Here is a 25,258-nt window from a genome sequence, read left to right as displayed (position 1 = left end):
GGAAATATGGGCATACATTTTAATAGGTCTTTTTTCATAGATACCATTGAATTGAGGTGTATAAAGACATGGTAGAGAAAATAACGGAGCCGAAACTGTTTGATTTGCAGTCGGAATACACGCCCCAGGGCGATCAGCCGGAGGCAATCCGCCAGCTTTTGGAGGGAATCAAGGAAGGCAAGATGCATCAGACCTTGCTGGGAGCAACGGGCACGGGGAAAACCTATACCATTGCGAACACGATTGCGCAGCTTAACCGGCCGACGCTTGTTATTGCGCACAACAAGACTCTCGCAGCCCAGCTGTGCAGTGAGTTTCAGGAATTTTTCCCGAATAATGCGGTTTCTTATTTCGTCAGCTACTACGATTATTTCCAGCCGGAAGCATATATCCCGTCATCCGATACGTATATCGAGAAGGATTCCAGCATTAACGATGAGATCGACAAGCTGCGCCACTCGGCGACGAGCTCGCTGTTTGAGCGTCGGGACGTCATTGTCGTAGCGAGCGTTTCGTGCATTTACGGTCTGGGTTCGCCGACAGAATACGGCAGTCTGGTTCTCAGCCTGCGCAAGGGAATGGAGAAGTCGCGGGATCAAATCCTGCATAAGCTTGTCGATATTCAATACCAGCGCAATGATATCAACTTTGTGCGGGGAACATTCCGTGTGCGCGGCGACATCGTGGAGATTTTTCCGGTGGCCAATAATGAGCGGGCAATGCGCGTCGAGCTGTTCGGAGACGAGATCGAGCGGATAACCGAGATCGATGTACTGACCGGCGAGATTGTCGGAGAACGCGATCATGTCGCAATTTTTCCGGCCTCTCACTTCGTCACCCATGAGGAGAAAATGAAAATCGCGCTCACTCATATCGAAGCCGAATTGGAGGAGCGGCTGGCCGAGCTTCGCAGTCAGGATAAGCTGCTGGAGGCGCAGCGGCTGGAGCAGCGTACACGCTACGATCTGGAAATGATGCAGGAGATGGGCTTCTGCTCAGGCATCGAGAACTATTCAGGTCCGCTGACATTCCGCGAACGCGGGGCTACACCGTACACCTTGATGGATTATTTTCCGGACGATATGCTCATAGTCATCGATGAGTCGCATGCAACAATTCCACAAATCCGGGCGATGTACAATGGAGACAGGGCTCGTAAAGAGGTGCTGGTCAACCATGGCTTCCGTCTGCCGTCGGCAATGGACAACCGGCCGCTGCGGTTTGAGGAATTCGAGGAGAAGAGCAGGCAGACCATCTTTGTCTCGGCGACGCCGGGACCTTATGAATTGGAGCTTTGTCCGGAGATGGTGCAGCAGATTATAAGACCTACCGGCCTGCTGGACCCTGTTATAGAAGTGCGTCCGACCAAAGGACAGATCGATGATCTGCTGACGGAGATACGGGATAGGATCGCCAAGGATGAGCGTGTTCTGGTGACGACTCTGACCAAGAAGATGTCGGAGGATTTGACAGATTATTTGAAGGAAGTTGGCATCAAGGTGCGGTATCTTCATTCCGACATCAAGACTTTGGAGCGGATGGCCATACTGCGGGATTTACGGATGGGAACCTTCCATGTTCTGGTAGGGATCAACCTTCTTCGGGAAGGTCTGGATCTGCCGGAAGTATCTCTGGTTGCGATATTGGATGCGGACAAAGAAGGCTTCCTGCGGTCGGAGCGTTCGCTGATCCAGACGATCGGACGGGCGGCGCGTAATTCCGACGGACGGGTTATCCTGTATGGCGACAAGATCACTAATTCCATGGAGCTTGCCATACGCGAGACTGAGCGCCGCCGGTCGATTCAACTGGCTTATAACGAGAAACACGGCGTCACTCCATTGACCATTCAAAAGAAGATTCGCGCTGTCATCGAGGCAACGAAGGTTGCCGAGGAGAAGAGCGATTATTTGACAGGCATCGGTGCGAACAAAATGTCCAAGAAGGACCGCCAGTCGCTTATCCAGCGTCTGGAGGCAGAGATGAAGGACGCGGCGAAGAGCTTGCAGTTCGAGCGTGCTGCCGAGCTTCGTGATGCCCTGCTGGAGCTTAAAGCGGAAGCGGGATAAGCATATAAGCAAACTGGTTAGAGGATAAAAGAAATATATTCATACAATTTGGAAGGAGCAATAAAGTGGCCAGCGATTCCATCGTCATTAAAGGGGCAAGAGCCCATAATCTCAAAAATATCGATGTTACCATTCCCCGCGATAAATTCGTCGTTCTGACCGGATTGAGCGGCTCCGGCAAATCATCGCTCGCCTTCGATACGATCTACGCCGAGGGACAGCGCCGCTATGTTGAATCGCTGTCCGCTTATGCCCGCCAATTCCTTGGTCAGATGGAAAAGCCTGATGTCGATTCCATCGAGGGGTTATCCCCGGCTATCTCAATCGACCAGAAGACGACGAGCCGCAATCCCCGCTCAACGGTTGGTACCGTTACAGAGATCTATGACTACCTGCGGCTTTTGTTCGCGCGTGTAGGCAAGCCGCATTGCCCGGATCACGGAATCGAAATTACTTCGCAGACTGTCGAGCAGATGGTGGACCGAATTATGGAATACCCGGAGCGGACGAGGCTGCAGATCCTGGCCCCGCTTATTTCCGGCCGTAAAGGGGAGCATACCAAGCTGCTCGCTGATGTTCAGAAGCAGGGCTTCGTACGGGTTCGGGTCAATGGCGAGCTGCGCGAGCTCAGCGAGAAGATCGAGCTCGAGAAGAACAAGAAGCACAGCATCGAGGTTGTCGTGGACCGGATCGTGGTGAAGGAAGACGTTCATACCCGTCTTGCCGATTCCCTGGAGACGGCCCTCAAACTTTCGGACGGCCAGGTGATTGTGGATGTGATGGAGAAGGAAGAGCTGCTCTTCAGCTCCAACCTGGCTTGCCCGATTTGCGGGTTCAGCATTGATGAATTGGCGCCGCGGATGTTTTCCTTTAACAGTCCTTATGGCGCCTGTCCGGAATGTGACGGACTCGGGGCCAAGATGATCGTGGATCCGGATCTGCTTGTCCCGCATCCGGACAAATCGATTGCCGATGGCGCATTCGAGGCATGGGCGGGAAGCACCTCCAATTATTATCCCCAGTTTCTTGATTCGGTCTGTCAACACTACGGAATTAAGCGGGATATTCCGGTAAGCGAGCTGACGGCTGAGCAGATGAAGAAGCTGTTATATGGAACAGGCGGCGAGAAAGTCCGCTTCCGTTATCAAAATGACTTCGGCCATGCCAAGGAAGCTTTTGTCCCTTTTGAAGGGATTGTCAATAACCTGGAGCGCCGGTACCGGGAGACCGGTTCCGACGGCATCCGGGAGCATATTGAGCAATATATGAGCGCGAAGCCCTGCGGCAGCTGCAAAGGCAAGCGGCTTCGCAAAGAGAGTCTGGCTGTCACTATCGACAGTGAGAACATCGCCCACGTCACCTCTTTATCCATCGGCGAGGCGCAGCGCTTCTTCGATTCGCTCAACCTCAATGAGAAGGACAGGACGATCGCCCATCTCATATTAAGAGAAATCAACAGCCGGCTGGGCTTTCTGGTTAACGTGGGATTGGAATACCTGACGCTCAGCCGGGCGGCAGGCTCCCTCTCAGGAGGAGAAGCCCAGCGAATCCGGCTGGCGACGCAGATTGGCTCTAGCCTGATGGGTGTGCTCTACATCCTGGACGAGCCGAGTATCGGATTGCATCAGCGGGATAACGACAAGCTGATCAAAACGCTGGAGCATATGCGCAATCTTGGCAATACGCTTATCGTTGTCGAGCATGATGAGGATACCATGCTTGCCTCCGATTATATTATCGATATCGGGCCTGGCGCGGGCATCCACGGCGGCAAGGTTGTGTCCATGGGCACGCCTCAGGAGGTCATGGACGACGAGAATTCACTTACCGGCGCCTATCTCAGCGGTCGCAAGTTTATCCCTGTCCCCATGTCGAGACGGGAGACCAGTGACAAGTGGCTGGAAATCCGCGGCGCCAAAGAAAATAACCTGAGAGGAGTCAATGTCAAAATTCCTCTGGGTGTTTTCTCCGCCGTAACCGGGGTATCGGGATCGGGCAAATCGACGCTTATTAACGAAATTCTCTATAAAACGCTTGCCCGTGATCTGAACAAAGCCAAGACACGTCCTGGCCAGCATAAGGAAATCCGGGGTCTCGAGCATATCGAGAAGGTTATCGATATCGACCAATCTCCGATCGGGCGTACGCCAAGATCCAATCCGGCGACCTATACCGGCGTATTCGATGACATTCGCGATGTTTATGCCTCGACGACCGAATCGAAGGTGCGCGGCTATAAGAAGGGGCGTTTCAGCTTCAACGTCAAGGGCGGACGCTGCGAAGCCTGCCGCGGAGACGGCATTATCAAGATCGAGATGCATTTCCTTCCGGATGTCTATGTTCCTTGTGAGATTTGCAAGGGCAAACGCTACAACCGCGAAACGCTGGAAGTGAAGTACAAAGGGAAAAGCATTGCGGAAGTGCTGAAATTAACGATCGAGGATTCCTGCGAGTTTTTCAAAAACATTCCGAAAATCCACCGCAAGCTCCAGACGCTGCTGGATGTCGGCCTCGGCTATATGGACCTTGGACAACCTGCCACGACATTGTCCGGAGGCGAAGCGCAGCGTGTGAAGCTGGCAGCGGAGCTGTACCGCCGCAGTACGGGGAAGACGCTGTATATTCTCGATGAGCCTACTACCGGCCTTCACGTGGATGATATTGACCGGCTGCTCATTGTATTGCACAGGCTAGTGGACTCCGGCGAATCCGTGCTTGTAATTGAACACAATCTGGATGTCATTAAGACGGCGGATTATCTGATTGATCTTGGTCCGGAAGGTGGCAGCGGCGGCGGAACGATCGTAGCAACCGGTTCGCCGGAGGCTGTGGTCAAGGTGAAAGGCTCTTACACCGGCCACTACCTGAAACCCATCCTTGAGAGGGATCGCCAGCGTACAATTGAACAGCAAAGCTCCGAAGGCAGCGTGGCGGCCGGCATGGCAGATTAACTGCCTGAACTGCCATCTGTACGTAATCAAAGCCTCCAAATGAGCCTGATCGTTTGGGGGCTTTTCAATGAAAGCCCGGTTATAGTTACATGTTGGATGCTGGATCATGGATATTTTGCTTACATCTTGTTATAGATGATGGCAGAGATGGACATTTTATAGGTACAGGGCCAATAGGGGAAATACAGTTCAACAAGTGACAGCTGCAAAGATTGTTTTTTCCTTCACCGGTTGGAAAAGGGCAGCTATGGACGTATGCTTTCTGAATTTTTATGCAAATGGTGACAAACTTGTTACGATTCGCATTTCGGACTTGCAACAAAGGCCCGCTCAGGCTAACATAAACTAATATAGGCTATGTGCGAAAATGAAGGAGGTTCACCCATGTTTCATCTTGCTGCCGAGGCTGCCGCAACTGCAAGCACCATCAAAAAGTTCGATCCCTTCGATATTATGATGCTGGTGTTCACGATTGTTTTGCTGATTGGGCTGGTTCGTCTGTGGAAAGCCCGTTCGAAGAAAAACATTTTTGCTATCGGATTTACAGCGCTTTCGACGCTAGTGTTCCTTTTTGCTGATTATGTCATGATATTCAAAGTATGGTTAGCTTAGGTCATCGACGCTGACAATAAGATCCGCATGCCCACATAACAAGCCGTTGAAGTCTTGCATGACAAGACTCCAGCGGCTTTTTTAATGAGTGTTGTATACGATGTGGCATCCACAAAGTTTTTTGCCGCCAGATGACGGCAAAGCCGCTTTTTCATGCGGTAACCGAAATAATGCTGTAGGGGCGGCTTCCTGCCGGTCTGTTTGAAGCTGCATCGGCCCGGCTCCGGTAATTGCCTCGTTACAGAAAAAGAGACCAACCCCTTATTGCGGTGTTGGTCTCTACAAGTCGGTAATCCATTCCCTTCAGATAAATCCTGGCGGGTCCGGCTGCGGATTAAAGGAAGTGTAAGTTAGCCCAGGGGGATCCGGCTGCGGGTTGAAGGTAAACATGAATGTGAGTGCGGCTAGAGGAAGGATCAGAAAAACAAGCAGGTTCCGTTTCATCATACGTCATCCTTTCATGAGGCTTTGTTTTGCCGTGGAGCGGCACTTCGAAAGTAAGCTTACAACAGAATTAAACAATGCCGATATACTCAAGTTTCTGAGTATATTAATTTCGTTTGTCCTGTTCCAGGAGGCCCAGCTGTCTGGAAAGCTCGATCAGATGCCGGGTGTTATGCTTTTTCAGCCGCAGCCATTCCAGATAAGGAAATTTGCCTTTTATAATTTTCTGAGCCTTGTACAGCTCGTTATTGATAGATTGCCGTGTATAAAACAGAGCTTCCGCTACCTCATTTCGGGAATATCCCTGGTCAAGCTTCCTTAAAATATCGATTTGAACGGGAGTCAGCATTTGTTTAAGCTCATCCTGCCGGGAGACAATGAATCTGTTCAATAATTTCCCTGCCGAAGAATAATGCAGATTCGGTCTTCCCGTGTAAGCGGCCCGAATAGCATCAGGAATATCCCGAAAATGCTCTTTGGTGATGTAATTGTTGACGCGTGCATAAGCAAGAGCATCAGTCATCACTTCCTCACTATCGAAGGAGGATAAAACGATAATCTGCAGTCCGGGATGCATCGCTTTAATTTCTATGGCGGCTTCTATGCCGTCAAAATTATTTTCCGTCAAATTCAGATCCAATAAAAGCACATCCATGCTCGCATTGCGAACCTCGTTAATCAGCTGCTGCTTATGGGAAGCGGTTCCAATCACTTCCATATCGGGCTCTCGATTAATGTAGTCCGTCAGCATCTGGCAAAATAACTCATCATCCTCGCATATGAACGTTCTGATCCGGGTCATCATCATCCCCCCATCCAACCTGAATGCACGGTAAACCATTAGTAAATCTGTTGTTTTGTTCCAGTATCCCATTCACTATAGCTTAAGTTTTTCACCCTTACAAGATTCTTGCTTCATCTGTCAATCATCACTATTCTGAGTATATTTCCACCCGGGCCATTGGATTATGATAAGGATCGGATCAGCCAATTTGGGGAGGAATGAATAATGAATGTGATTGGAAAACTGCACGAGGTTACAAATGTGACGTTGTTTATCTCCAGCTACTCAACGAATCCTGCGCACCCGAACCCGGCATCGTACAAACCTATGGCGGATGCTCAGATATTTTTGGGAACCGACTTTCCCGCAGGATTTGCGAATAGTTTCATACCGGGCTTTTCCTTTCAAACAAAAACAGATGCAGCCGGCTCATTCAATATTGCTGTACCCGATGCCTATCCTAAAACCATTAAGGGTTACCTGTTGGCAACACATACGATCATGAAGATCCCGCCATTCAACATTCCGATCTACGCTCCGGTGTACCGTTCACAGACCTTCCAATTCAATCAGATCAATTCCAAAGTCCAGGATATTTATGTAATGCGGGTGGACGGTACAACACAGCAGAGCTTTACGCAAGCGCAGATTAGCGCCATGACCACGGGAGTACAGCAAAAAATGGGTCTGGATAGCCTTTCGGCATTCATCAACGACGGTTCTATCGGCATTGTGGGCAAGGACCAGGGGGCAACACTTAAAGCCGACCTTTACTTAAGTCCGTTTACAGGACCGGATCTGAACACTTTTATCAGCGAAAAGGTGGATAATATCGATATTGATCTTCCTGGACCCGATTTCATCGTCGGGCTTTTCGTAAGCAAGGATGAAATAGCGAAACAATTCAAGCAGGGAATTCATAATATGATGCCTTCGCTGAACAAACAAATTATCGACAGAATTCAAAAGGAAATGGGCATGCTGATCAGCCAGCTTGAAACGAGCACAAACAGCAAAGTAACAATGACCTTCGAGAAGCTGCGCTATCCTGTAGTGGAAACCAAAACCATCGGCGGTCTTTTCACGATAAAAACCCGCGCGATCATACCGGATCTTTTCGTTGGTATTTCCCGCAAACTGTTCAGTTAATATTCGAACCAAGCTCGGCAGCAAAGAAGGACCGGATCGCAGCTTAAAATAAACAACCAAGCACGCCTGATGCCCCATGCATCAGGCATTTTTCTATTTATCATCACCGCGTATATTTCCGGCAGATGGCAAGCCCAATATGGTGGACAGCGTCGCATATACGATATAATAGGAAAATGTGGATGTGTGCACTTGTGAACGTTCTCTATAAATAGCCGTTTACTTAAGGAGAGTTGAGTACGCGATGACGTGGAAATCCAAAATATTTTTCCTTGGACTGTTAATGAGCGTTTTTATAAGTGCTGCCGGAGCAGCAGCCGTGAACGGCAATAATGTGCAGGAGAGCTCTCAGCAGCGCACCAAACAGGATATTATGCAAAAATGGAATCAATACAAACCAATGGCCATCGGTTTCGATTATATGAACACACCCGAAATATATGAAATGCAGCCTTCACTGACATCGCCTTATGCGGCAGGCAAACTTGAATCCGATTACATATTGGATGGAATCAAAGCTGTTAATTTTGTGAGATACTTGGCCGGCCTCCCGGATGACATACAACCGGACTGGAGCCTGGAGCTGCAGCAGCAGACAACGGCGCTGGTCAATGCGGTCAACGATAAGCTGACACATACGCCGACAAGACCTCCGGATATGGAGGAGGAGATGTTCAATCTCGGTTACAAAGGTGCAGGCTCCAGTAATTTATACGCCGGGGATCCGACATTGTACAGCAATGTTCTGGGTTATATGTCCGACAGCGATATGAGCAATATTGACAGAATCGGACATCGCCGCTGGATTTTGAATCCGGCCATGAAGAAAACGATGTTTGGATTCGTACCGTTAAACAGCGAGCATTTATACCCCTACGCGTCCATGTATGCGTTTAATCATGATCGCCCTAAGGCGGAAGTGGACTATGATTATGTAAGCTGGCCCTCCTCCGGATATTTTCCGCGTGAAATATTTGCGCCGCGGGACGCTTGGTCGGTATCGCTTAATCCCGATATCTACGACAATCAGCAAACGACCGGGATACGCGTCACACTCACCCGGACGAGAGACCAGAAGACATGGAGCTTTCAGACGCTGGATAAAGATAAGGAAGGCCAATACATGAACGTGGAAACGAGCGGCTTCGGCATTCCGTTCTGCATTATTTTCAGACCGGACAAGCTTTCCGAGATTGAAGACAATGATCAATTCAGTGTCCGCATAACGGGGATTTACGACAAAAGCGGCCAGGCAGCCGAAGTGAATTTCAACACGGTTTTTTTTCAAATGCTGCCGGTTGTGAAATCTAGAGCCCAGGAAATGAAGCTGAATCAGGGAGAAGAGGTCCAGCTGGCGACAAGGATAAAGGCAGGCACGGAGTCCGCCGAGGGAGCATACAGCTTTGCATCGGAGAATCCCAAGGTTGCAGCTGTGGATGGGCAGGGGAATATTAAAGCGGAGGGCATCGGGCAGACGCGCATTGTGTTGAAATCATATTTTCAGGAGAAGCAGACGATTTTTGTCGATGTGGTAAAGCCTGATAAGGCCAAGCAGGTGAGCGCCTGGGCGCTTGGCGATTACCGGAAAGCGAAAAGCAACGGAATCATCAGCAGCTTCTTCGATGAGGCTTATCAGGAGCCGATCAGCCGCTACGGTTTTGCCGTGATGGCGGCCCAACTATGCGAGAACATACTTGACAGGCCTTTGGAGTCGACCCCGACACCTTTCAAGGACATTGATGACGATTACATATCCAAAGCGGTTCATGCCGGAATTATCGTGGGGACATCCCCTGATGCCTTTGCTCCAGATCAGACCATTACAAGGCAGGAGGCGGCAGTAATGCTTATCCGGCTGTTTGATTTGTTGAATAAATCCGTAGAGGGGACGGCGGGAGAAGAACAGGACAGGGCTATTTCAGCTTTCGCCGATGAAGGACAGATTTCACTCTGGGCACGCGGGCAGGTCTATCGGGCAGTCGAGCTGCAGCTTATGAATGGAACGGGAACAGGAAGCTTTAATCCGCGGGGACGGCTCACACATGAGCAGACCTATATTATTTTGCAGCATATATTCGAGGCTTTCGAAGGAGTAAGGTTCAAAGCGGCAGTCATACCACCCTGAGAACAGGCTTGTATGCTTTCTTCTATAGAAAGAGACCGTATGGATCAGGGAATGCGTATGCAGTCCCAGAAAAAAACTCCAGCGCCGCTTGATAAAAGCGGAACTGGAGTTTTAATATTTTTCTTAAAGAATCTACACCCACCACATATCGCCAACAGGCTCGCGAATGAGGATTTGCTGCAGATTTTCGACAGCTTTGGTAAAGCCTTCATCAACGGACATCAGGCCGTCTTCATGCTCGATGCTTACTACATAATCATAACCGACAAGACGAAGAGCGCTGATGATATCAGCCCAGGTTTTCATATCGTGGCCATAGCCGACGGTACGGAACTGCCATGCGCGGTCAAGCATTAACGTATAGGACTGCATATCGGTTACGCCATGGCTGTTGACATTGATCGGATCAATCGAAGTATCCTTGGCATGGAAATGGTGAATCGCTCCGGCACGGCCCAGAATATGTACAGCCTGTACAGGATCGATGCCCTGCCACCACATATGGCTTGGATCAAGATTGGCGCCGATTGCGTCACCGGCAGCTTCACGAAGACGAAGCAGCGTTGCAGGCGTATGGACAGAGAAGCCGCCATGCAGCTCAAGACCGATTTTCACATTATTCTCGGTAGCGAGCTTGGCGATTTCGGACCAGTAAGGAATGACCTTCTCTTCCCACTGCCATTTCAGAATATCTTGATAGTCGTTTGGCCAAGGCGCAACAGGCCAGTTCGGATATTTGGCATCCTCATGGTCGCCCGGGCAGCCGGAGAACGTATTGACAACCGTTACGCCAAGCTTCGAGGCCAGTTTAATGGAGTTGCGGATCGCAGCATCATGCTCGCTGGCAATCGCTTTTTGCGGATGCAGCGGATTTCCGTGGCAGCTGAATGCGCTGATCGTCAGGCCGCGTGCGTCGATGGCATCCTTGAACGCTTTGAGCTTGCTTTCATCGGCCAAGAGCTCAGCGGGATCGCAGTGGGCGTTGCCCGGGTATCCGCCTGTACCGATTTCGATGGCATCCAACCCTTTGGATGCAATGTAATCGAGAGACTCTTCAAATGTTTTTTGCGCAAATAATACAGAAAATACACCAAGTTTCATAAGTTTTCAGATACCTCCCAATCGTATTGGACAGCTTGTGAATGACATTATTATAACATGTGCCATTAATGAAGTATAAGGGCCTGAAGAGGCAATAGCAAAATGACATAAAAAGAGGGCCAATAGTTGAAAGCGCTCACTCCGGCAGCTGAAGGCGCTCCGCAGACGAAATGCTGGTAACACTTGCATGAGTTGCTGGTGGAATCATCTTGTCTGCTCTGGTACACTTATAGAAATAGGAACGAACAGATAGGATGGCGAGAAGGAAAGATGGTAACATTGAACAGGCAAGACGTTGAGCTGCTTGCACCGGCGGGCGATTGGGATTGTATGCGCGCGGCGGTGGCCAATGGAGCGGATGCCGTGTTTTTTGGTGTTGAGAAATTCAATGCACGGGCGCGGGCAAATAACTTTTTGACGGAGGAGCTCCCGGAAATCATGGCTTTTCTTCACAGCTATGGTGTGAAGGGCTTCTTAACCTTTAATATATTGGTGTTTGAAAGTGAACTGGAAGATGCCAAACGTCTGATCGAGGCTTGTATCGACGCGGGTGTGGACGCCGTGATCGTGCAGGATCTGGGACTGGTCAAGCTGATTCGGGAGATTTCCCCGGATTTTCCGATCCATGGGTCAACCCAGATGACGATTACTTCGCCGGAGGCGGTCGAATTCACCAAGCCGTTCGACATTGAACGGGTCGTGCTGGGGCGGGAGAACAATCTGAAGCAGATCAAGACGATTGGTCAGCAGGCCAAGCTTCCCATGGAAGTTTTCGTTCATGGCGCGCTATGTGTGTCCTATTCCGGTCAATGCCTGACCTCTGAAATGTGGGGCGGACGCTCGGCAAACCGCGGTGAGTGCGCGCAGGCGTGCCGCTTGCCTTACGATCTGATGGTTGACGGCGTGCACAAGCCGATGGGGGATGTGACCTATCTGCTTTCGCCCAAGGATCTGGCCGCTATCGATATCATGCCGGAGCTGATTGAAGCGGGCGTCACATCATTCAAAATCGAAGGCCGGCTCAAAACTCCGGAATACGTGGCGAACGTGGTGAGCAAATACCGCAAGGCGATTGACCGTTATTTCGACGGCGACCGCTCGGCTCCTTCCAGGGAAGAAGTCAGAGAGCTGCAGCAAAGCTTCTCCCGCGGCTTTACCCACGGCTTCTTGAGCGGAACGAACAACAAGCAGCTGGTGGAAGGCACATTCCCCAAGAGCCGCGGCGTTTATCTGGGCCGGGTTGAACGGGTGCTTCGCGACGGCGTTGTCTGCCGCCTGGAGGCTCCGCTCAAACGCGGCGACGGCATTGTCTTCGACGCCGGAGATCCGACCAAGAAGGAAGAGGGCGGACGCGTCTATGATATCCGCCGGCAGGGCGTGAAGCTGGAGGGCGAAGCGCAGGAAGGCACTCTGCTGGATATTGTGCCGGGACGCAGCGACGTTGATCTGCACCGTGTTCATGTCGGTGACCGTGTCTGGAAAACAAGTGATCCGGCCCTGGACAAGCGGCTGCGCGCTTCCTTCGAGACGGAGAAGCCGTATCGGGTGTTCCCGCTTCATATCTCGGTCCGGGGTCAGCTGGATCAGCCCCTGCATACCTGGTGGACGGATGTACAGAAGGGCACAACTGTAGAGGTTGTATCCGAGCTGCCGCTGGAGCAGGCGCAGAAACGCCCCATGGACCAAGCGCTGCTGGAAGAGCAGCTGGGCCGTCTTGGAGGCACGGTGTATCAGCTTGAATCGCTGGAAGCGGAGCTTATTGGCGATTTGATCGTGCCTATTCGGGAGCTGAACCGCATGCGCCGCGAAGCGGTGGAGCAGCTCACGGGTGAGAGACCCAAACCTCCCGTCTATGTAAAACGAACGGTTGAGGTATACGCGGATTCGGCGGGATCAACCGCCAGTCCGTTGATGAAGCCGCCGGGCAGCGGCATATCGACGCCGCAGGCCGCACCTCGGGCAGCAGCGGCCCAGGCTGGACGCGCAGCTGCGCCCCGCTCTGAAGCGGCCAGGCTGACGGCGCTGTGCCGCAGCCTGCCTCAAGTAGAGGCGGCGGTGCATTCGCAGGTCGGCATGGTTTATGCCGACTTCGAATTCATCAAGCAGTTCCCCGCCGCCATTGAACTCGCGCGAAGCGCCGGCATGCCGATCGCGCTCGCGACTCCGCGTATCCATATGCCTGGTGAGAACGGCTACCATGCGAATATTTTGAAACTGCAGCCGGATGCTGTGCTTGTCCGGAATACAGGAGCGCTTTATTACTATTTGAAGGCACGGGCCGAGCGGCCGGGAGAGCCATTCCCCCAATTAATCGGGGATTTCTCGCTTAATATCGCGAACCATAAGGCAGCCTCGCTTTTCACCGATGCGGGCTGCAGTCTGGTTACACCGTCTTATGACTTGAACGTTCAGCAAATGTTTGATCTGCTGGGCAGCTCGGACACCTCGAAGCTGGAGGTTGTCATTCATCAGCATTTGCCGATGTTCCATACCGAGCACTGTGTGTACTGCACCTTCCTTAGCGAAGGGACCGATTTCACCAACTGCGGCCGTCCCTGCGAAGAGAAGCGCGTTTCCCTGCAGGACCGGATCGGCATGTCGCATCCGGTCCGTGTGGATGAAGGCTGCCGCAATACCGTCTATAATGCCATTGAACAGTCGGGCGCCGAATATGTAGGGCAGTTCATGGATCTGGGCGTATCCTCCTTCCGCGTTGAATTTCTGGAAGAAACAGCAGAGAAGGTGCATGAAGTTATCGATCTCTACAGCGACGCCATTGCCGGACGGATCAGTGGTACCCGCGTTTGGCGCAGCTTGAAGGCGACCAATCAGCTGGGAGTCACACGCGGACAATTGGTAAAATAAAGAAAGAGGAAGAGGGAGACTGCAACCGGAGTCTCCCTCTTCCCCTCTTCATGCCGCTTCAGCCTGCCTGCAATAACGCTTATGGCAGGGAAGGAATTTCGTGAAACAGGGCGAATAGTAGCATTAATTAACTCTATTCTGCAAGCTTTTCAGGGCGATTTAAGTGAAATGCTTGGCAGGTAAAGGTGAATGTGGCGAGGATGCATAATGGACAAAACGATAAACCACTGCTGCATAACGATGCTTGGTTAAGTAAAACACTGAATATGGAGCAGGTACTGCTCGATGGAAGAACCCTCTCCATGCAGCAGTTGGCTGAGATTCCACAAGACATTCGTCTGAAGTCGCCGCTGCTGCTGCGGGCGGAGTGCGAGGATGGACTGCTTCACGGGCGGCTTGTCGAGACGCAGCAGCTGCTGGAAATGGCTTTGAAGGGCTTCGCTGCACAGGCGGACGAGGCCTCGATGCTGGCGATGCTGGGTATGCTGGCCCTCCTCTACGAGCAGGTGGGTGACGTCCAGGAATCACGTCCGTTAATAGAACTTCTCCGCCAGGAATGGGCGCGCACACCCGAGGCATGCAGTGGTTTCGTGCCTTGGGCAATCGCGAGGGCAGAAGCCAACGAAAGAGAAAACCTGGAGAAGAACCACTCCGTCCCCGAAGCCCTTTTCCTGGCGTCGGCCGAGCGTTTTCGGCAGGAGGGCAAGCCTGTGTGGGCGGGTTTTGTCCTGCTGGACCGCCTGCTCTTCAATAATCAGTCGGTTGCGGAGCCCGAATGGAACCTGTGGATGCATTGGTTGAACCGTAACATGGCAGAGCAGCCCTACAGCGAAGCCTTATACCAAATTCTGAAAGACCAGACGGCTTCAGAGCCACTTATCAAGCAACTGCCCGCCAGATATGCTTACCTCTGCAGGGCTGTGCTTATGGGAGCGGCAGACCCCAACCCGGAGTCGTTGTTTGACGACGATATCGAAATTCAGATTTATGCGGCTGCGGCCAGAGCCCGCCAGTCGATTGCGAGGTCAGAAGCAGAGTCTGCAGCTGTTGCGCTTGAGACGGTGGAGCGATTGCATCAGCTGGTGGCAACTCCCGCAACATTAAGGGCAGCGGCCCACCTTGGGTCTTCCCTGCTGGAGATGAAGTCATTGTCCGCCGGTGCGGCGGCAGTTGACCCGGATGCCGATGCCAATCAGCAGCCGATTGCTCTTGAATCGGCCGGTCGTGACGGAAAGTCGAATGCATCCCTGGGAGCAAGCCAAGAGGCGGATGATGATTTCCCCTTCGCTCAACCGCGATGGCGGGTCAAATTGATCGACGGAATCAGTTTCACTTCCCTGCAGAACGGCTCTGTAGCCGTGCCTGTATGGAAGCGGCGCAAGGCAGGTGAGCTGCTTGTTTATCTGCTGCTCCAGCCCGGCTATAAGGCGAACCGGGAGCAGGTCATCGATCGTGTGTTTGGGGAGGGTGACCCGGCCAAAAGATCCAATCAGCTGTATGTTTCTCTCCATGATTTGAGGCAATCCCTGAAGGATATGGGAATATCCGTGGATCCTGTTTATGCTAAGCGGGGGCTGATTGCCGTGGATGAGCATATGGTGGACCAGGTGGATGCCGAAACCTTTATGACCCTGTCCCGGGTGGGCGACCAGCTTTGGGTGGACGACCGGGAAGCGGCCTGCCGCTTGTACGAAGAGGCTCTTCCGTTATACGGGCAGCTGGGCACAGAGCTTCCAGGCGCAGAATGGCTTGATCGGGTGCGCGATCAGATGATGGATAGACAGACGATTATGCTCAAGCGGCTGGCTATCTACTATTCGGACATGCAGGACGATATGATGGTGGAGCAGTGTCTGGGTGAATGGATTGCCCTGCGTCCTGAGCAGGAAGAGGCATATGAGACGATTATCCGTCATTATCTGGATAAAGGCCGCAGATCGGAAGCCGTCGGATGGTACAAGCGTCTGGAGAGAATGTGCATGGAGGAGCTGGGTACAGAGCCGGTTGAGGAGATTAAACGATTGCTATGGAGATGAACCCGATATCCTCCTCTCCATTATCGATACTCCCCGGGCGGAAGCTCATTAAACGTCTGCTGCTGGTTTATTTTTTTTCGCTGCTGGCGGGCATGCTGATTTTGCATGCGGAGAACATTTTTATTTTCAACCGCTCCATACACGATCTGCTGCCTGTTACTCTGCCGGCGACGCTGCTGGGAATTATTGCGGCGGCTTTCGCGTTGGCCGCTGTTTCGAATTGGCGCCTTGGGCCGGTTTTTCTGGCAATGGGCGGTCATAATTCGGAGCAGCGCACCCGCAGCGCGCTTGAGCGGCTGTTTCGTCTCCCATACGAGCTGCTGCTTGGTCTGGCCGTTTCCGGCATGATTGTGTTGATCATCTATCACGGGATTCTTCTGATACGTACGGGCGTGGTTCAAGGCTGGGAGCAGATCGATTGGCTTTCGGTTATCGGCGTGGTTGCCGGCGAGGTAAGCTTGGCGATTACGGTTGCCATTCTTATTTTCACATCGGTCCGGTGGCTGCTTCGTCCTATTATTTTGCAGCTGCAGCCTTGGCCCGGGAGCTTCGTCGGCCGGGCATCGATTGCGCATCCGCTCCTTTTCACCTTCGCCAGCACCTTTCTGGTGGCCCTGCTGAATTTGTTTCAGCTTGCCGTTATGGCCGAAGCCTCGCATGATCCGGAATACACGATCAAATTCGGTCAGATTGCCCTGTTTTATTTCGTCATGGGGCTTGCGCTGTTTTACTATGTGACGCTGCAATTCAGACGTGAGCTGCGCGGGCTTGTCCGAAATATCAGGGGGCTGGTCGGTGGGCGCAAGCAGCTGAGCGGCAAGATGCCGGTCATCTCTCATGATGAAGCCGGCGAGCTCGCTGTGGCCTTTAATGAATTGCAGAGCCGGATCGACCGGGAATACGAGTCACTGGAGCGTGAGCTTAAGCTTGCGTATAATGTACAACAGAAGCTGCTGCCGCCGGGGGATCTGACGATAGGGTCCTATCGGATTGCGGCGCGCTGTCAGCCTTACCGGGAAGTGGGCGGTGATTTTTTTGATGTGGTGTCGCTCAGTCCAGGCCGCTTCGCCGTCATGATCGGGGATGTTTCAGGAAAAGGCATGCCGGCAGCTCTGCTGATGTCAGCCCTGCTGCTGCTGTTCCGGGCGGAAATCCGGCGAAACGGAAATCCGGCCAAGGTTCTTCAGCGGATGAACCGCCAAATCTGTGAAGCCATGGGCAATGAAGGTTCGGTTTCCATTGGAGTCGGGGTCATCGATCTGACGGCGGATACGGTTCAATATGCCAGCGCAGGTCATCTTTCTCCTTATATTGTTAAAGCGGATGGAGGCGTCCGCGCCGTGGATTGCAGCTCGCTGCCGATCGGATTCGATGCCGAAGCGGCATATGAGGAAATTTCGCTGCAGCTGCACCCCGGCGACCGGTTTGTGCTTTATACGGACGGATTGATTGAGGCTGTGGATGAGGAAGGACAAATGTACAGCTTCGAAGGACTCGAAGCGGAGCTGTCCACCTGGAAAGCAAATGAGGATATTGTGCGGCTCGTAGACAGCTGGCTCAAGAGGATGGACCAGAGATGCGGCGCCGGCAGCGATGACCGCACCGTTGTGATTCTGGAGCTTGCCGGACCTTACAGAAGCGCTCTCTCGCAGCTGGATGTGGTGGCATCCGAACGCGGCGACGCCGCGCAGTTTATCCAAAACCAGTTCATGTCCCGGGAGTGGTCGATATCCAGCCGGCTGGGCGAGGAACGGGCGGTTGCCCTGGAGCTGGGCGAATGGATTGAGGAAAGCTGGCCGGAGTCGAATATTCGCGAGGATGTGCAAAGCGCCATGGCCGAAGCCATGATTAATGCGATCGAGCATGGCAACAAACTTCATCCCTCCACGAATGTGACGGTGCTTGCCCAGATCGGCAGCCGCCTGGCGGTTTGCAAAATATATGATGAAGGCGGCGGCTATTTTCCGCGGGCTTCCAAGGAAGAAGAAGAAATGACCAAGAAACGCGAGTCCGACGATCCCAGGGGATGGGGACTGGTTATCATAGATTCGCTGGCGGATTACTGGGCAACGGGCCGCGATGAACGCGGATTTTATACAGAGCTTTATTTCTTGAGAAAAATCAAACCGTTCTAACATACTAAACTTGGGAAGGAGGCGGCAAAAGCGATGGAACAACCCTTTAAGATGGAGATCCGGGAATTTCCCAACGGCATCGTGCTGAAGCTCAGCGGCGAATTGACCAAATCCGCAGAGAATGGTTTGTTATCAGGAATGGAGAATGAGGTGGAGCTTGGCAAAAGCATTCGTTTCATGGCGCTTGATTTGACGCAGGTGACCTATATTAACAGCGGAGGCATGGCTGTTCTCATCCGGCTCGCCAGAATGGGCCATAAGGTTGGCGTTCATACATTTGCCTGGGGAGTGACTCCCCATTATGAGAAACTGTTCCGGATGGTGGGGTTGACCGAATACCTCATGCTCTATCCCAATGAATTTGCCGTCATCCAGCGGATCGAAGCATTGGAATTGTAGAAGTTGGGGGTAGGAAAACCATGCAAGCGGCAATTTACAGCACGTGGAGACATATATTCAAGCTGGATCCGGACCGGAGCCTGACGGATGAAGCCCTTGACGCAATTTGTCTGTCAGGAACGGATGGCATTATGGTTGGCGGATCAACCGGCGTTACTTATGACAATACAGTGGAGCTTCTCTCACGGATCAGACGGTATGAGGTGCCGTGCGCGCTGGAAGTTTCGGACGAGGATGCGGTTGTAGCGGGATTCGACCATTATTTCATACCTTTGGTGCTGAATACGCCGAATGCGGAATGGATGATGGGCCGTCAGGTGCAGGCGCTGCGCAAATTCGGTGCCTTTATTCCCTGGAAAGAGACGAGCGCACAGGGATATTTGATCTTGAACAGTCAAGCGACGGCGGCCAAACTCACTGAAGCGAGTACAGAGCTGAGCATCGAGGATGTGGAAGCCCATATTTATATGGCGGACCGGCTGATGCATCTTCCGGTGGTTTACATGGAATACAGCGGGATGTTTGGGGACATTGCTTTGGTTGGACGGGTTCGCGGGCTGCTGCAGGGTGCGCAATTATTTTATGGCGGCGGCATCGATACTCCGGAGAAGGCGCGGCAGGCGGCAGAGGCAGCCCATACGGTTGTGGTCGGCAATGCGGTATACGAGAACCTGGAGCAGGCATTGCAGACAGTGGAAGCTGTACGCGGTGTGGAAGTGAAGTTGGGATAAAAACGGTTTTCGTAAGCGAATCAGGTTCGTAAGTTCGCCTACGAAAGCCGTTTTCATTTAAATATAAGAAAGTATAAAATTGCTCCATACTTTGCTTATATTTCTAAGGGAAGAAACTCGCTTTGCCGCCAAAAAGGACGGCACAGCCGTTTCTTCTTGCCGAAGAAAATTTGCTTTTTGCGGAGCAGGGCTTTTTGTACCTAAAAAAGTCCTTCAGGAAAAGGATTACGATTGACACTGTCCCCCGTGTTGTCTATCCTGAAGATAGGCGAACAAATGCGAACACAGATCACTTCATCCCTACATGCAATCATAATGAATCGGGTTTCCCGACAAGCTGAAAGGAGCTTGTTTAACTCTATGCTAAATCATATTGGAATCGACGCTGCGGTTCAAAAATTGAATCCCCCGCAGCAGCAGGCTGTGCAGGCAACGGATGGTCCTTTGCTCATTATGGCCGGCGCAGGCAGCGGCAAGACCCGTGTGCTGACGCACCGGATTGCCTATTTAATTGAGAAGAAGCGTGTAGCGCCATGGAGTATTTTGGCCATCACATTCACGAATAAAGCGGCAAGAGAAATGCAGCAGCGGGTGTCGGCGCTGGTAGGGCTGAGCGGACAGGATATCTGGGTCTCGACCTTTCACTCCATGTGCGTCCGCATCCTGCGCAGAGATATCAGCCGGATCGGGTTTTCCTCCAGCTTCTCTATCCTGGATTCGGCCGATCAGCTCTCTGTTATCCGCAACTGCATGAAGGATCTCAATATTGATATCAAGAAATTCGAGCCCAAGAGCGTACAGGCCGCAATCGGCGGAGCGAAGAATGAACTGATTACGCCGGAGCGGTTTGAGAACAAAATCGGTGATTATTTCGACGGGATTGTCGCCAAAGTATATAAGTCGTACCAGAAGCGATTGAAGAGCAACAACTCTCTGGATTTCGATGACCTGATCATGATGACGATCAAGCTGTTCACCGATGAGCCGGATGTCCTGAATTTTTATCAGAACAAGTTCCGCTTTATCCACGTGGACGAATATCAGGATACGAACCGGGCCCAATATATGCTGTGTAAAATGCTTGCCGACAAGCATCATAATATATGTGTTGTCGGTGACAGCGACCAGTCGATTTATCGCTGGAGAGGCGCGGATATCACCAATATTTTGAATTTTGAAGGCGATTATCCGGAAGCGAGAACGATTTTGCTGGAGCAGAATTACCGCTCTTCGGCCAATATTCTGAATGCGGCGAACGCCGTCATCAAGCAGAACAGCAGCCGCAAGCCCAAGAAGCTTTGGACAGACCGGGGAGAGGGAGAATCGATTACGGTCTACCAGGCGGATTCGGAGCATGAAGAAGGCTATTTCATCACTTCGGAAATCCGCAAGAATGTATCGGCGGGGCGCAAGTTTGCCGATCATGCGATTTTGTACCGGGCCAACGCCCAGTCACGGGTTATAGAGGAAACGCTGATCAAATCCGATATCCCTTATCAGATCGTAGGAGGCATTCGCTTCTACGACCGAAAAGAGATCAAGGATCTGCTCGCTTATCTGCGGTTGATCTCCAACCCCGACGACGACATCAGCTTCGCGCGGATCGTCAACGTGCCGAAGCGGGGGATCGGTGATACAACCGTCGCCAGACTATCGGAGCAGGCGGGGGAGAAGGGAATCTCCATATTCGCCCTCCTGGAGCAGCTGGACTGGCTGGATATCACCGGCCGGGCACGCGGCGCACTGAAGGAATTCCGCGATGTTATTGACAACGTGACGCGCATGGTCGAGTATTTGTCCGTGACGGAGTTAACCGAGAAGGTGCTGGAACTGAGCGGATATCGAGATGAGCTGGTGCGTGAGAATACACTGGAGTCGAAGGCGCGTCTGGAGAATATCGACGAGTTCCTGTCCGTAACCCAGGATTTCGAGAAACGCAACGAGGATAAATCGCTGGTATCCTTCCTGACTGATCTGGCTCTTATCGCGGACATTGATTCCATGAACAAGGAAGAACCCGACGGCGGAGTCAAGGATGCGATTGTGTTGATGACCATGCACAGTGCCAAAGGCTTGGAGTTCCCGGTTGTTTTTATCATCGGGATGGAGGAAGGCGTCTTTCCTCACAGCCGTACACTAATGGACAATGACGAGCTGGAGGAAGAACGCCGCCTCGCGTATGTGGGCATTACCCGGGCGGAGGAACGGCTTTACCTTACCTGTGCGCGGATGCGGACGCTGTTTGGGCGAACCAGCGCGAACCCGCCCTCGCGCTTCCTTGAGGAAGTGCCCGGCGAGGTGAAGGCGGTCGCCTCATCCTCTTACGGCGGGCGGCAGGCCGGCGCCGGTATCGGCGGGGGCAGCCGCTATGGCGGAGCCGCAGGCGGCAGCGCGGCCGGATTTGGCTTTCGCGGCGGAGCTGCGGGCCGGCCGGCGGCGCAAGGCGGTCCTGCGGCCGGAGCAGGCGGCGTAAGGGTCAGCACGCCGCTTGATGCAGCCCGCGCAGCGGGCGGCGCGGCAGCGGCCAGCGGGGAAGCGGCTCGCGATTTCGCGGCAGGCGACAAGGTTTCGCATGCCAAGTGGGGTGTCGGGACGGTGGTCGCCGTTCGCGGCAGCGGCAACGACAAGGAACTGCAGATTGCTTTTCCGGCACCGGTCGGGCTTAAGAAGCTGCTGGCCAGCTTCGCACCCATTACGAAAGTATAGGCTTGCATGATGCGGAGGAACTATAATTCAGGCGCTGCGCCATGAACCTTTAGTGACAATCTCGTATCCGTTTAAGAGCTATATATTTAGGCTGCCTCCTCATCCCGTACATTACAAGTCGGCGCAGCTGACGTCCAAGAGCAGCTTTCCGTTTACCCAACCCGCTAGTTTAGGTGCGCTGCTCCTGTGTCAAAGCGGATCCTGTGAGCAGAAGGCGGGTTAAGGGTATGTTGCAAAGCCTGTTGGCTTATGCTGGTTTATAGAAGGATAAGACGTGTAGAGAGGAAGATTCGTCCGATGACCACCCCAATCCAGCCGGAAAACAGCATCGAGCCGCAGCAGCTGGCACGTATGCGGGAGCTGATTGACCTGATTGAGCAGCACAATTACCACTATTACACACTGGATAACTCAACCATCAGCGATAAAGATTATGACGCGCTCTATTACGAACTGGTTTCATTGGAGCAGACAACTCTTCATGTGCTGCCCGATTCGCCTACTCTGCGTGTAGGCGGGGATATTCTTAAAGGATTTTTGCCGCATCGTCATCTCTCGAGGTTGTGGAGTCTTGACAAAGCGCAGGACCAGGATGCGTTGGTTACATGGAATAACCGTGTATGCAAGTCAATCGCCGACTACAATGCCAAGAACCCTGATGTGGCGCCGCTTCCTAATCCAACCTACGTCATCGAACAGAAGTTTGACGGTCTTACCCTTAATCTTACCTATGATCAAGGCAGGCTTGTTCAGGCGGCGACAAGGGGGAATGGCGTTACCGGAGAGGGCATTCTGGCCCAGGTAAAAACGATCAAATCCATTCCCCTTACGATCCCGTTCAAGGATGGGGTTATAGAGGTCCAGGGGGAAGGGATTATGAATCTGTCTGTCCTGCATACCTACAATCAAACGGCGGCTGAGCCTCTCAAAAATGCACGCAATGCCGCGGCGGGAGCTCTGCGCAACCAGAATCCGCGATTGACGGCTGAACGCAAGCTGAGCGCCTTTTTCTACAATGTGGGTTATGCGGAAGGTGTCGCCTTCGATAATCATCGTGAAATGCTGGATTTTCTGAAGGAAAACCGCTTCAAAGTCAATTCGTATTCGGCTTATTTCGATTCCATCGAAGAGGTTCAGGAGGAGTTGGAGAGGATTGCTCTTAAGCGTGCTGAGCTCGATTATCTGATCGATGGTGCTGTCGTGAAGCTGACGGATATGCGGACTCGCCAGGTACTGGGCTATACGGACAAATTCCCCCGGTGGGCCGTTGCGTACAAGTTCGAGTCCGAGGAAACGACGACTCGGCTGGAATCAGTCTCCTGGGAGGTAGGGCGTACTGGGAAAATCACCCCGGTTGCGCGTGTGGAGCCGGTTGAACTGGCCGGAGTCACCGTGCAGAACTGTACGCTGAACAATGCGGGAGATATTGAACGTAAAAACCTTAAATTTGCATTGGGCACCCACGTCTTCATTCGCCGCTCCAACGATGTCATTCCCGAGATTCTCGGCAAAGTGGATGAAGAGCCCGGGGAGGAAATTACGATCCCTACCGAATGCCCATCCTGCGGCACAAAACTTGAGCTTCGCGGCGCTCATCTTTTCTGCCTGAATAAGCTGAACTGCAGGCCGCAAACGATTGGACGGATTACGCATTTCTCATCGCGAGATGCCATGGATATTGAGTCATTCAGTGTAATGACCGCGGAACAGCTGTTTGAAGAATGCGGTGTCCGTGATCCTTCTGATTTATATACGTTAACGTATGATAACTTGATCGGTCTCGAACGGTTTGGTGAAAAAAAAGCGAATAATCTGATTGCCGCCCTGGAGAAATCCAAGGAGCGTGATCTTGCTGCTTTCCTATTCGCCCTTGGAATTCCCAATACGGGTAAAGCGACGACCAAGATGCTGGCTGACAGCCTTGGCAGTCTGGAAGCTATCCGGAATGCCTCTATAGAAGAGTTAATAGCTCTGCCGGATGTCGGGGGGATTGTAGCCGAGAGCATTTACAATTACTTCAGCGATCCTGTTTCGATAATGAGCATAGAGCGCATGCTGGAGTTGGGTGTGAAAGCAGAAGCCGAGCATGCCGCCCCAATCCGGACCGATAGTATTTTCAACGGCAAGACGGTTGTCTTGACCGGGACCTTGACATCTATGACCAGGGACGAAGCGGCCAGAAAGCTGGAAGCTTGCGGCGCGAAGGTGAGCGGCAGCGTCTCCAAGAAGACGGACTACGTTATTGCCGGGGAGAGTGCGGGGAGCAAGCTGACCAAAGCCCGTGAATTGGGTGTGACCGTTATCGAAGATGAGGATGAGCTTGCCCGGCTTTTAGGCGAGTAATCAATTCGAGAATACTGGAAGCAAGGAATCGCCTGCGGCTTGCCGCAACCGATTCCTTTTTGATTTTTCATCATAATGAGCTTCAAGCTTATCTATATTTTCGAATAGTGGTCTCCAAACTTAGTAGCCGGTTTGTTATTCAAAAAGCAGTGATTAACGATTCTATTTGCCTCTAAAATATATCTATTGAAAAAATGAACTTTTCTCTACCTGGTATCTCATTTGCTGCAAAAGGAGGTATCAGACTGCAAGCACGAGGTCGTCACCTGGTTATTGTATAAGTTCGAGACTAGAACTTTTCGGAACCTGTTGGTAGCATTCAAGAGATTCATCATCCGACAGATGACTACAAGGTGGTTTCCTGTTTCCTAATTTAACAGTGTATGTAGCGTCACATCTGGACAATAATGCATTCTTGATTTCAACTAAGGGAAATAATGATACTGAGATCCTATTTTTAAAAATAGATGTTGTGTTTTTTTTACGGCTGTGTTACATTATTTCTTGTCGCTTTTGAAGCAAACGAAAACACTCAACTCAAGCAAATGAAAGAAAGAGTTAACAAAGTGTTGACATCATCGACAAAAGCTGATAGTATAAACACTTGTCACCGCAGAATGTGACAAACAAGTTCCTTGAAAACTGAACATATGGATCGCGTCGATCCGACAAGATATTTGTTTTAAAGAATGAGCTGTTTTAGCTTATCTGTAAGTCACGAGATCTTCGGATCTCTTTTATGGAGAGTTTGATCCTGGCTCAGGACGAACGCTGGCGGCGTGCCTAATACATGCAAGTCGAGCGGATT

The 25,258-nt window shown here is 52.0% G+C and carries 14 protein-coding genes and 1 rRNA gene; 13 read left to right on the top strand and 2 right to left on the bottom strand.

Annotated elements, in window-relative coordinates; all coding sequences use genetic code 11:
- Positions 1 to 68 precede the first annotated feature (68 nt).
- The 3 genes from uvrB (at position 69) to AC0YOB_RS17940 (ending at position 5,632) form a co-directional block, all read left to right on the top strand.
- Positions 69 to 2,069, top strand: a complete 2,001-nt coding sequence (uvrB, locus tag AC0YOB_RS17950; RefSeq protein ID WP_475793947.1) for an excinuclease ABC subunit UvrB — start codon at positions 69 to 71, stop codon at positions 2,067 to 2,069.
- A 65-nt stretch (positions 2,070 to 2,134) separates the two neighbouring features.
- On the top strand, positions 2,135 to 5,020 hold the full coding sequence (gene uvrA / locus AC0YOB_RS17945; RefSeq protein WP_475793946.1) for an excinuclease ABC subunit UvrA: 2,886 nt from the start codon (positions 2,135 to 2,137) through the stop codon (positions 5,018 to 5,020).
- A gap of 384 nt (positions 5,021 to 5,404) precedes the next feature.
- The gene (locus AC0YOB_RS17940; protein ID WP_210038962.1) at positions 5,405 to 5,632 is read left to right on the top strand and encodes a hypothetical protein; all 228 of its coding nucleotides are present in this window, start codon (positions 5,405 to 5,407) and stop codon (positions 5,630 to 5,632) included.
- 550 nt (positions 5,633 to 6,182) lie between these two features.
- On the opposite strand, the gene AC0YOB_RS17935 is transcribed toward AC0YOB_RS17940, so the two are convergent.
- Positions 6,183 to 6,878, bottom strand: a complete 696-nt coding sequence (locus tag AC0YOB_RS17935) for a response regulator (protein ID WP_475793945.1) — start codon at positions 6,876 to 6,878, stop codon at positions 6,183 to 6,185.
- Positions 6,879 to 7,085: 207 nt separating this feature from the next.
- Between AC0YOB_RS17935 and AC0YOB_RS17930 the strand changes: the two genes are divergently transcribed.
- Both AC0YOB_RS17930 and AC0YOB_RS17925 read left to right on the top strand, forming a co-directional pair.
- Complete coding sequence (locus AC0YOB_RS17930) at positions 7,086 to 8,009, top strand: hypothetical protein (protein WP_210038960.1); 924 nt, start codon at positions 7,086 to 7,088, stop codon at positions 8,007 to 8,009.
- 244 nt (positions 8,010 to 8,253) lie between these two features.
- Positions 8,254 to 10,134 (top strand): S-layer homology domain-containing protein, encoded by a 1,881-nt coding sequence (locus tag AC0YOB_RS17925; RefSeq protein WP_475793944.1) that lies wholly within the window; start codon positions 8,254 to 8,256, stop codon positions 10,132 to 10,134.
- Between the two features lie 132 nt (positions 10,135 to 10,266).
- On the opposite strand, the gene AC0YOB_RS17920 is transcribed toward AC0YOB_RS17925, so the two are convergent.
- Entirely contained in the window at positions 10,267 to 11,235 is a 969-nt protein-coding gene (locus tag AC0YOB_RS17920; protein WP_475793943.1) for a sugar phosphate isomerase/epimerase family protein, read from the bottom strand.
- A gap of 270 nt (positions 11,236 to 11,505) precedes the next feature.
- On the opposite strand from AC0YOB_RS17920, the gene AC0YOB_RS17915 reads away from it, so the two are divergent.
- The 8 genes from AC0YOB_RS17915 to AC0YOB_RS17880 form a co-directional block, all read left to right on the top strand.
- The gene (locus AC0YOB_RS17915) at positions 11,506 to 14,100 is read left to right on the top strand and encodes a U32 family peptidase (protein ID WP_475793942.1); all 2,595 of its coding nucleotides are present in this window, start codon (positions 11,506 to 11,508) and stop codon (positions 14,098 to 14,100) included.
- Positions 14,101 to 14,300: 200 nt separating this feature from the next.
- On the top strand, positions 14,301 to 16,136 hold the full coding sequence (locus AC0YOB_RS17910; protein ID WP_475793941.1) for an AfsR/SARP family transcriptional regulator: 1,836 nt from the start codon (positions 14,301 to 14,303) through the stop codon (positions 16,134 to 16,136).
- On the top strand, positions 16,127 to 18,271 hold the full coding sequence (locus tag AC0YOB_RS17905) for an ATP-binding SpoIIE family protein phosphatase (RefSeq protein WP_475793940.1): 2,145 nt from the start codon (positions 16,127 to 16,129) through the stop codon (positions 18,269 to 18,271). Before AC0YOB_RS17910 ends, AC0YOB_RS17905 begins: the two co-directional genes overlap by 10 nt.
- A 33-nt stretch (positions 18,272 to 18,304) precedes the next feature.
- On the top strand, positions 18,305 to 18,670 hold the full coding sequence (locus AC0YOB_RS17900; RefSeq protein ID WP_210038954.1) for an STAS domain-containing protein: 366 nt from the start codon (positions 18,305 to 18,307) through the stop codon (positions 18,668 to 18,670).
- Positions 18,671 to 18,690: 20 nt separating this feature from the next.
- The gene (pcrB, locus tag AC0YOB_RS17895) at positions 18,691 to 19,401 is read left to right on the top strand and encodes a heptaprenylglyceryl phosphate synthase (RefSeq protein ID WP_475793939.1); all 711 of its coding nucleotides are present in this window, start codon (positions 18,691 to 18,693) and stop codon (positions 19,399 to 19,401) included.
- Between the two features lie 360 nt (positions 19,402 to 19,761).
- Complete coding sequence (pcrA, locus tag AC0YOB_RS17890; protein ID WP_475793938.1) at positions 19,762 to 22,107, top strand: DNA helicase PcrA; 2,346 nt, start codon at positions 19,762 to 19,764, stop codon at positions 22,105 to 22,107.
- A gap of 297 nt (positions 22,108 to 22,404) precedes the next feature.
- Complete coding sequence (gene ligA, locus AC0YOB_RS17885) at positions 22,405 to 24,450, top strand: NAD-dependent DNA ligase LigA (RefSeq protein WP_475793937.1); 2,046 nt, start codon at positions 22,405 to 22,407, stop codon at positions 24,448 to 24,450.
- Positions 24,451 to 25,186: 736 nt separating this feature from the next.
- Positions 25,187 to 25,258 (top strand): 16S ribosomal RNA (locus AC0YOB_RS17880); the annotation flags it as partial.

It is taken from the genome of Paenibacillus sp. JT31N17 (genome assembly GCF_056269255.1).
Note: the sequence above shows the minus strand (reverse complement) of the source record. Positions and strands in the feature narration are given on the sequence as shown.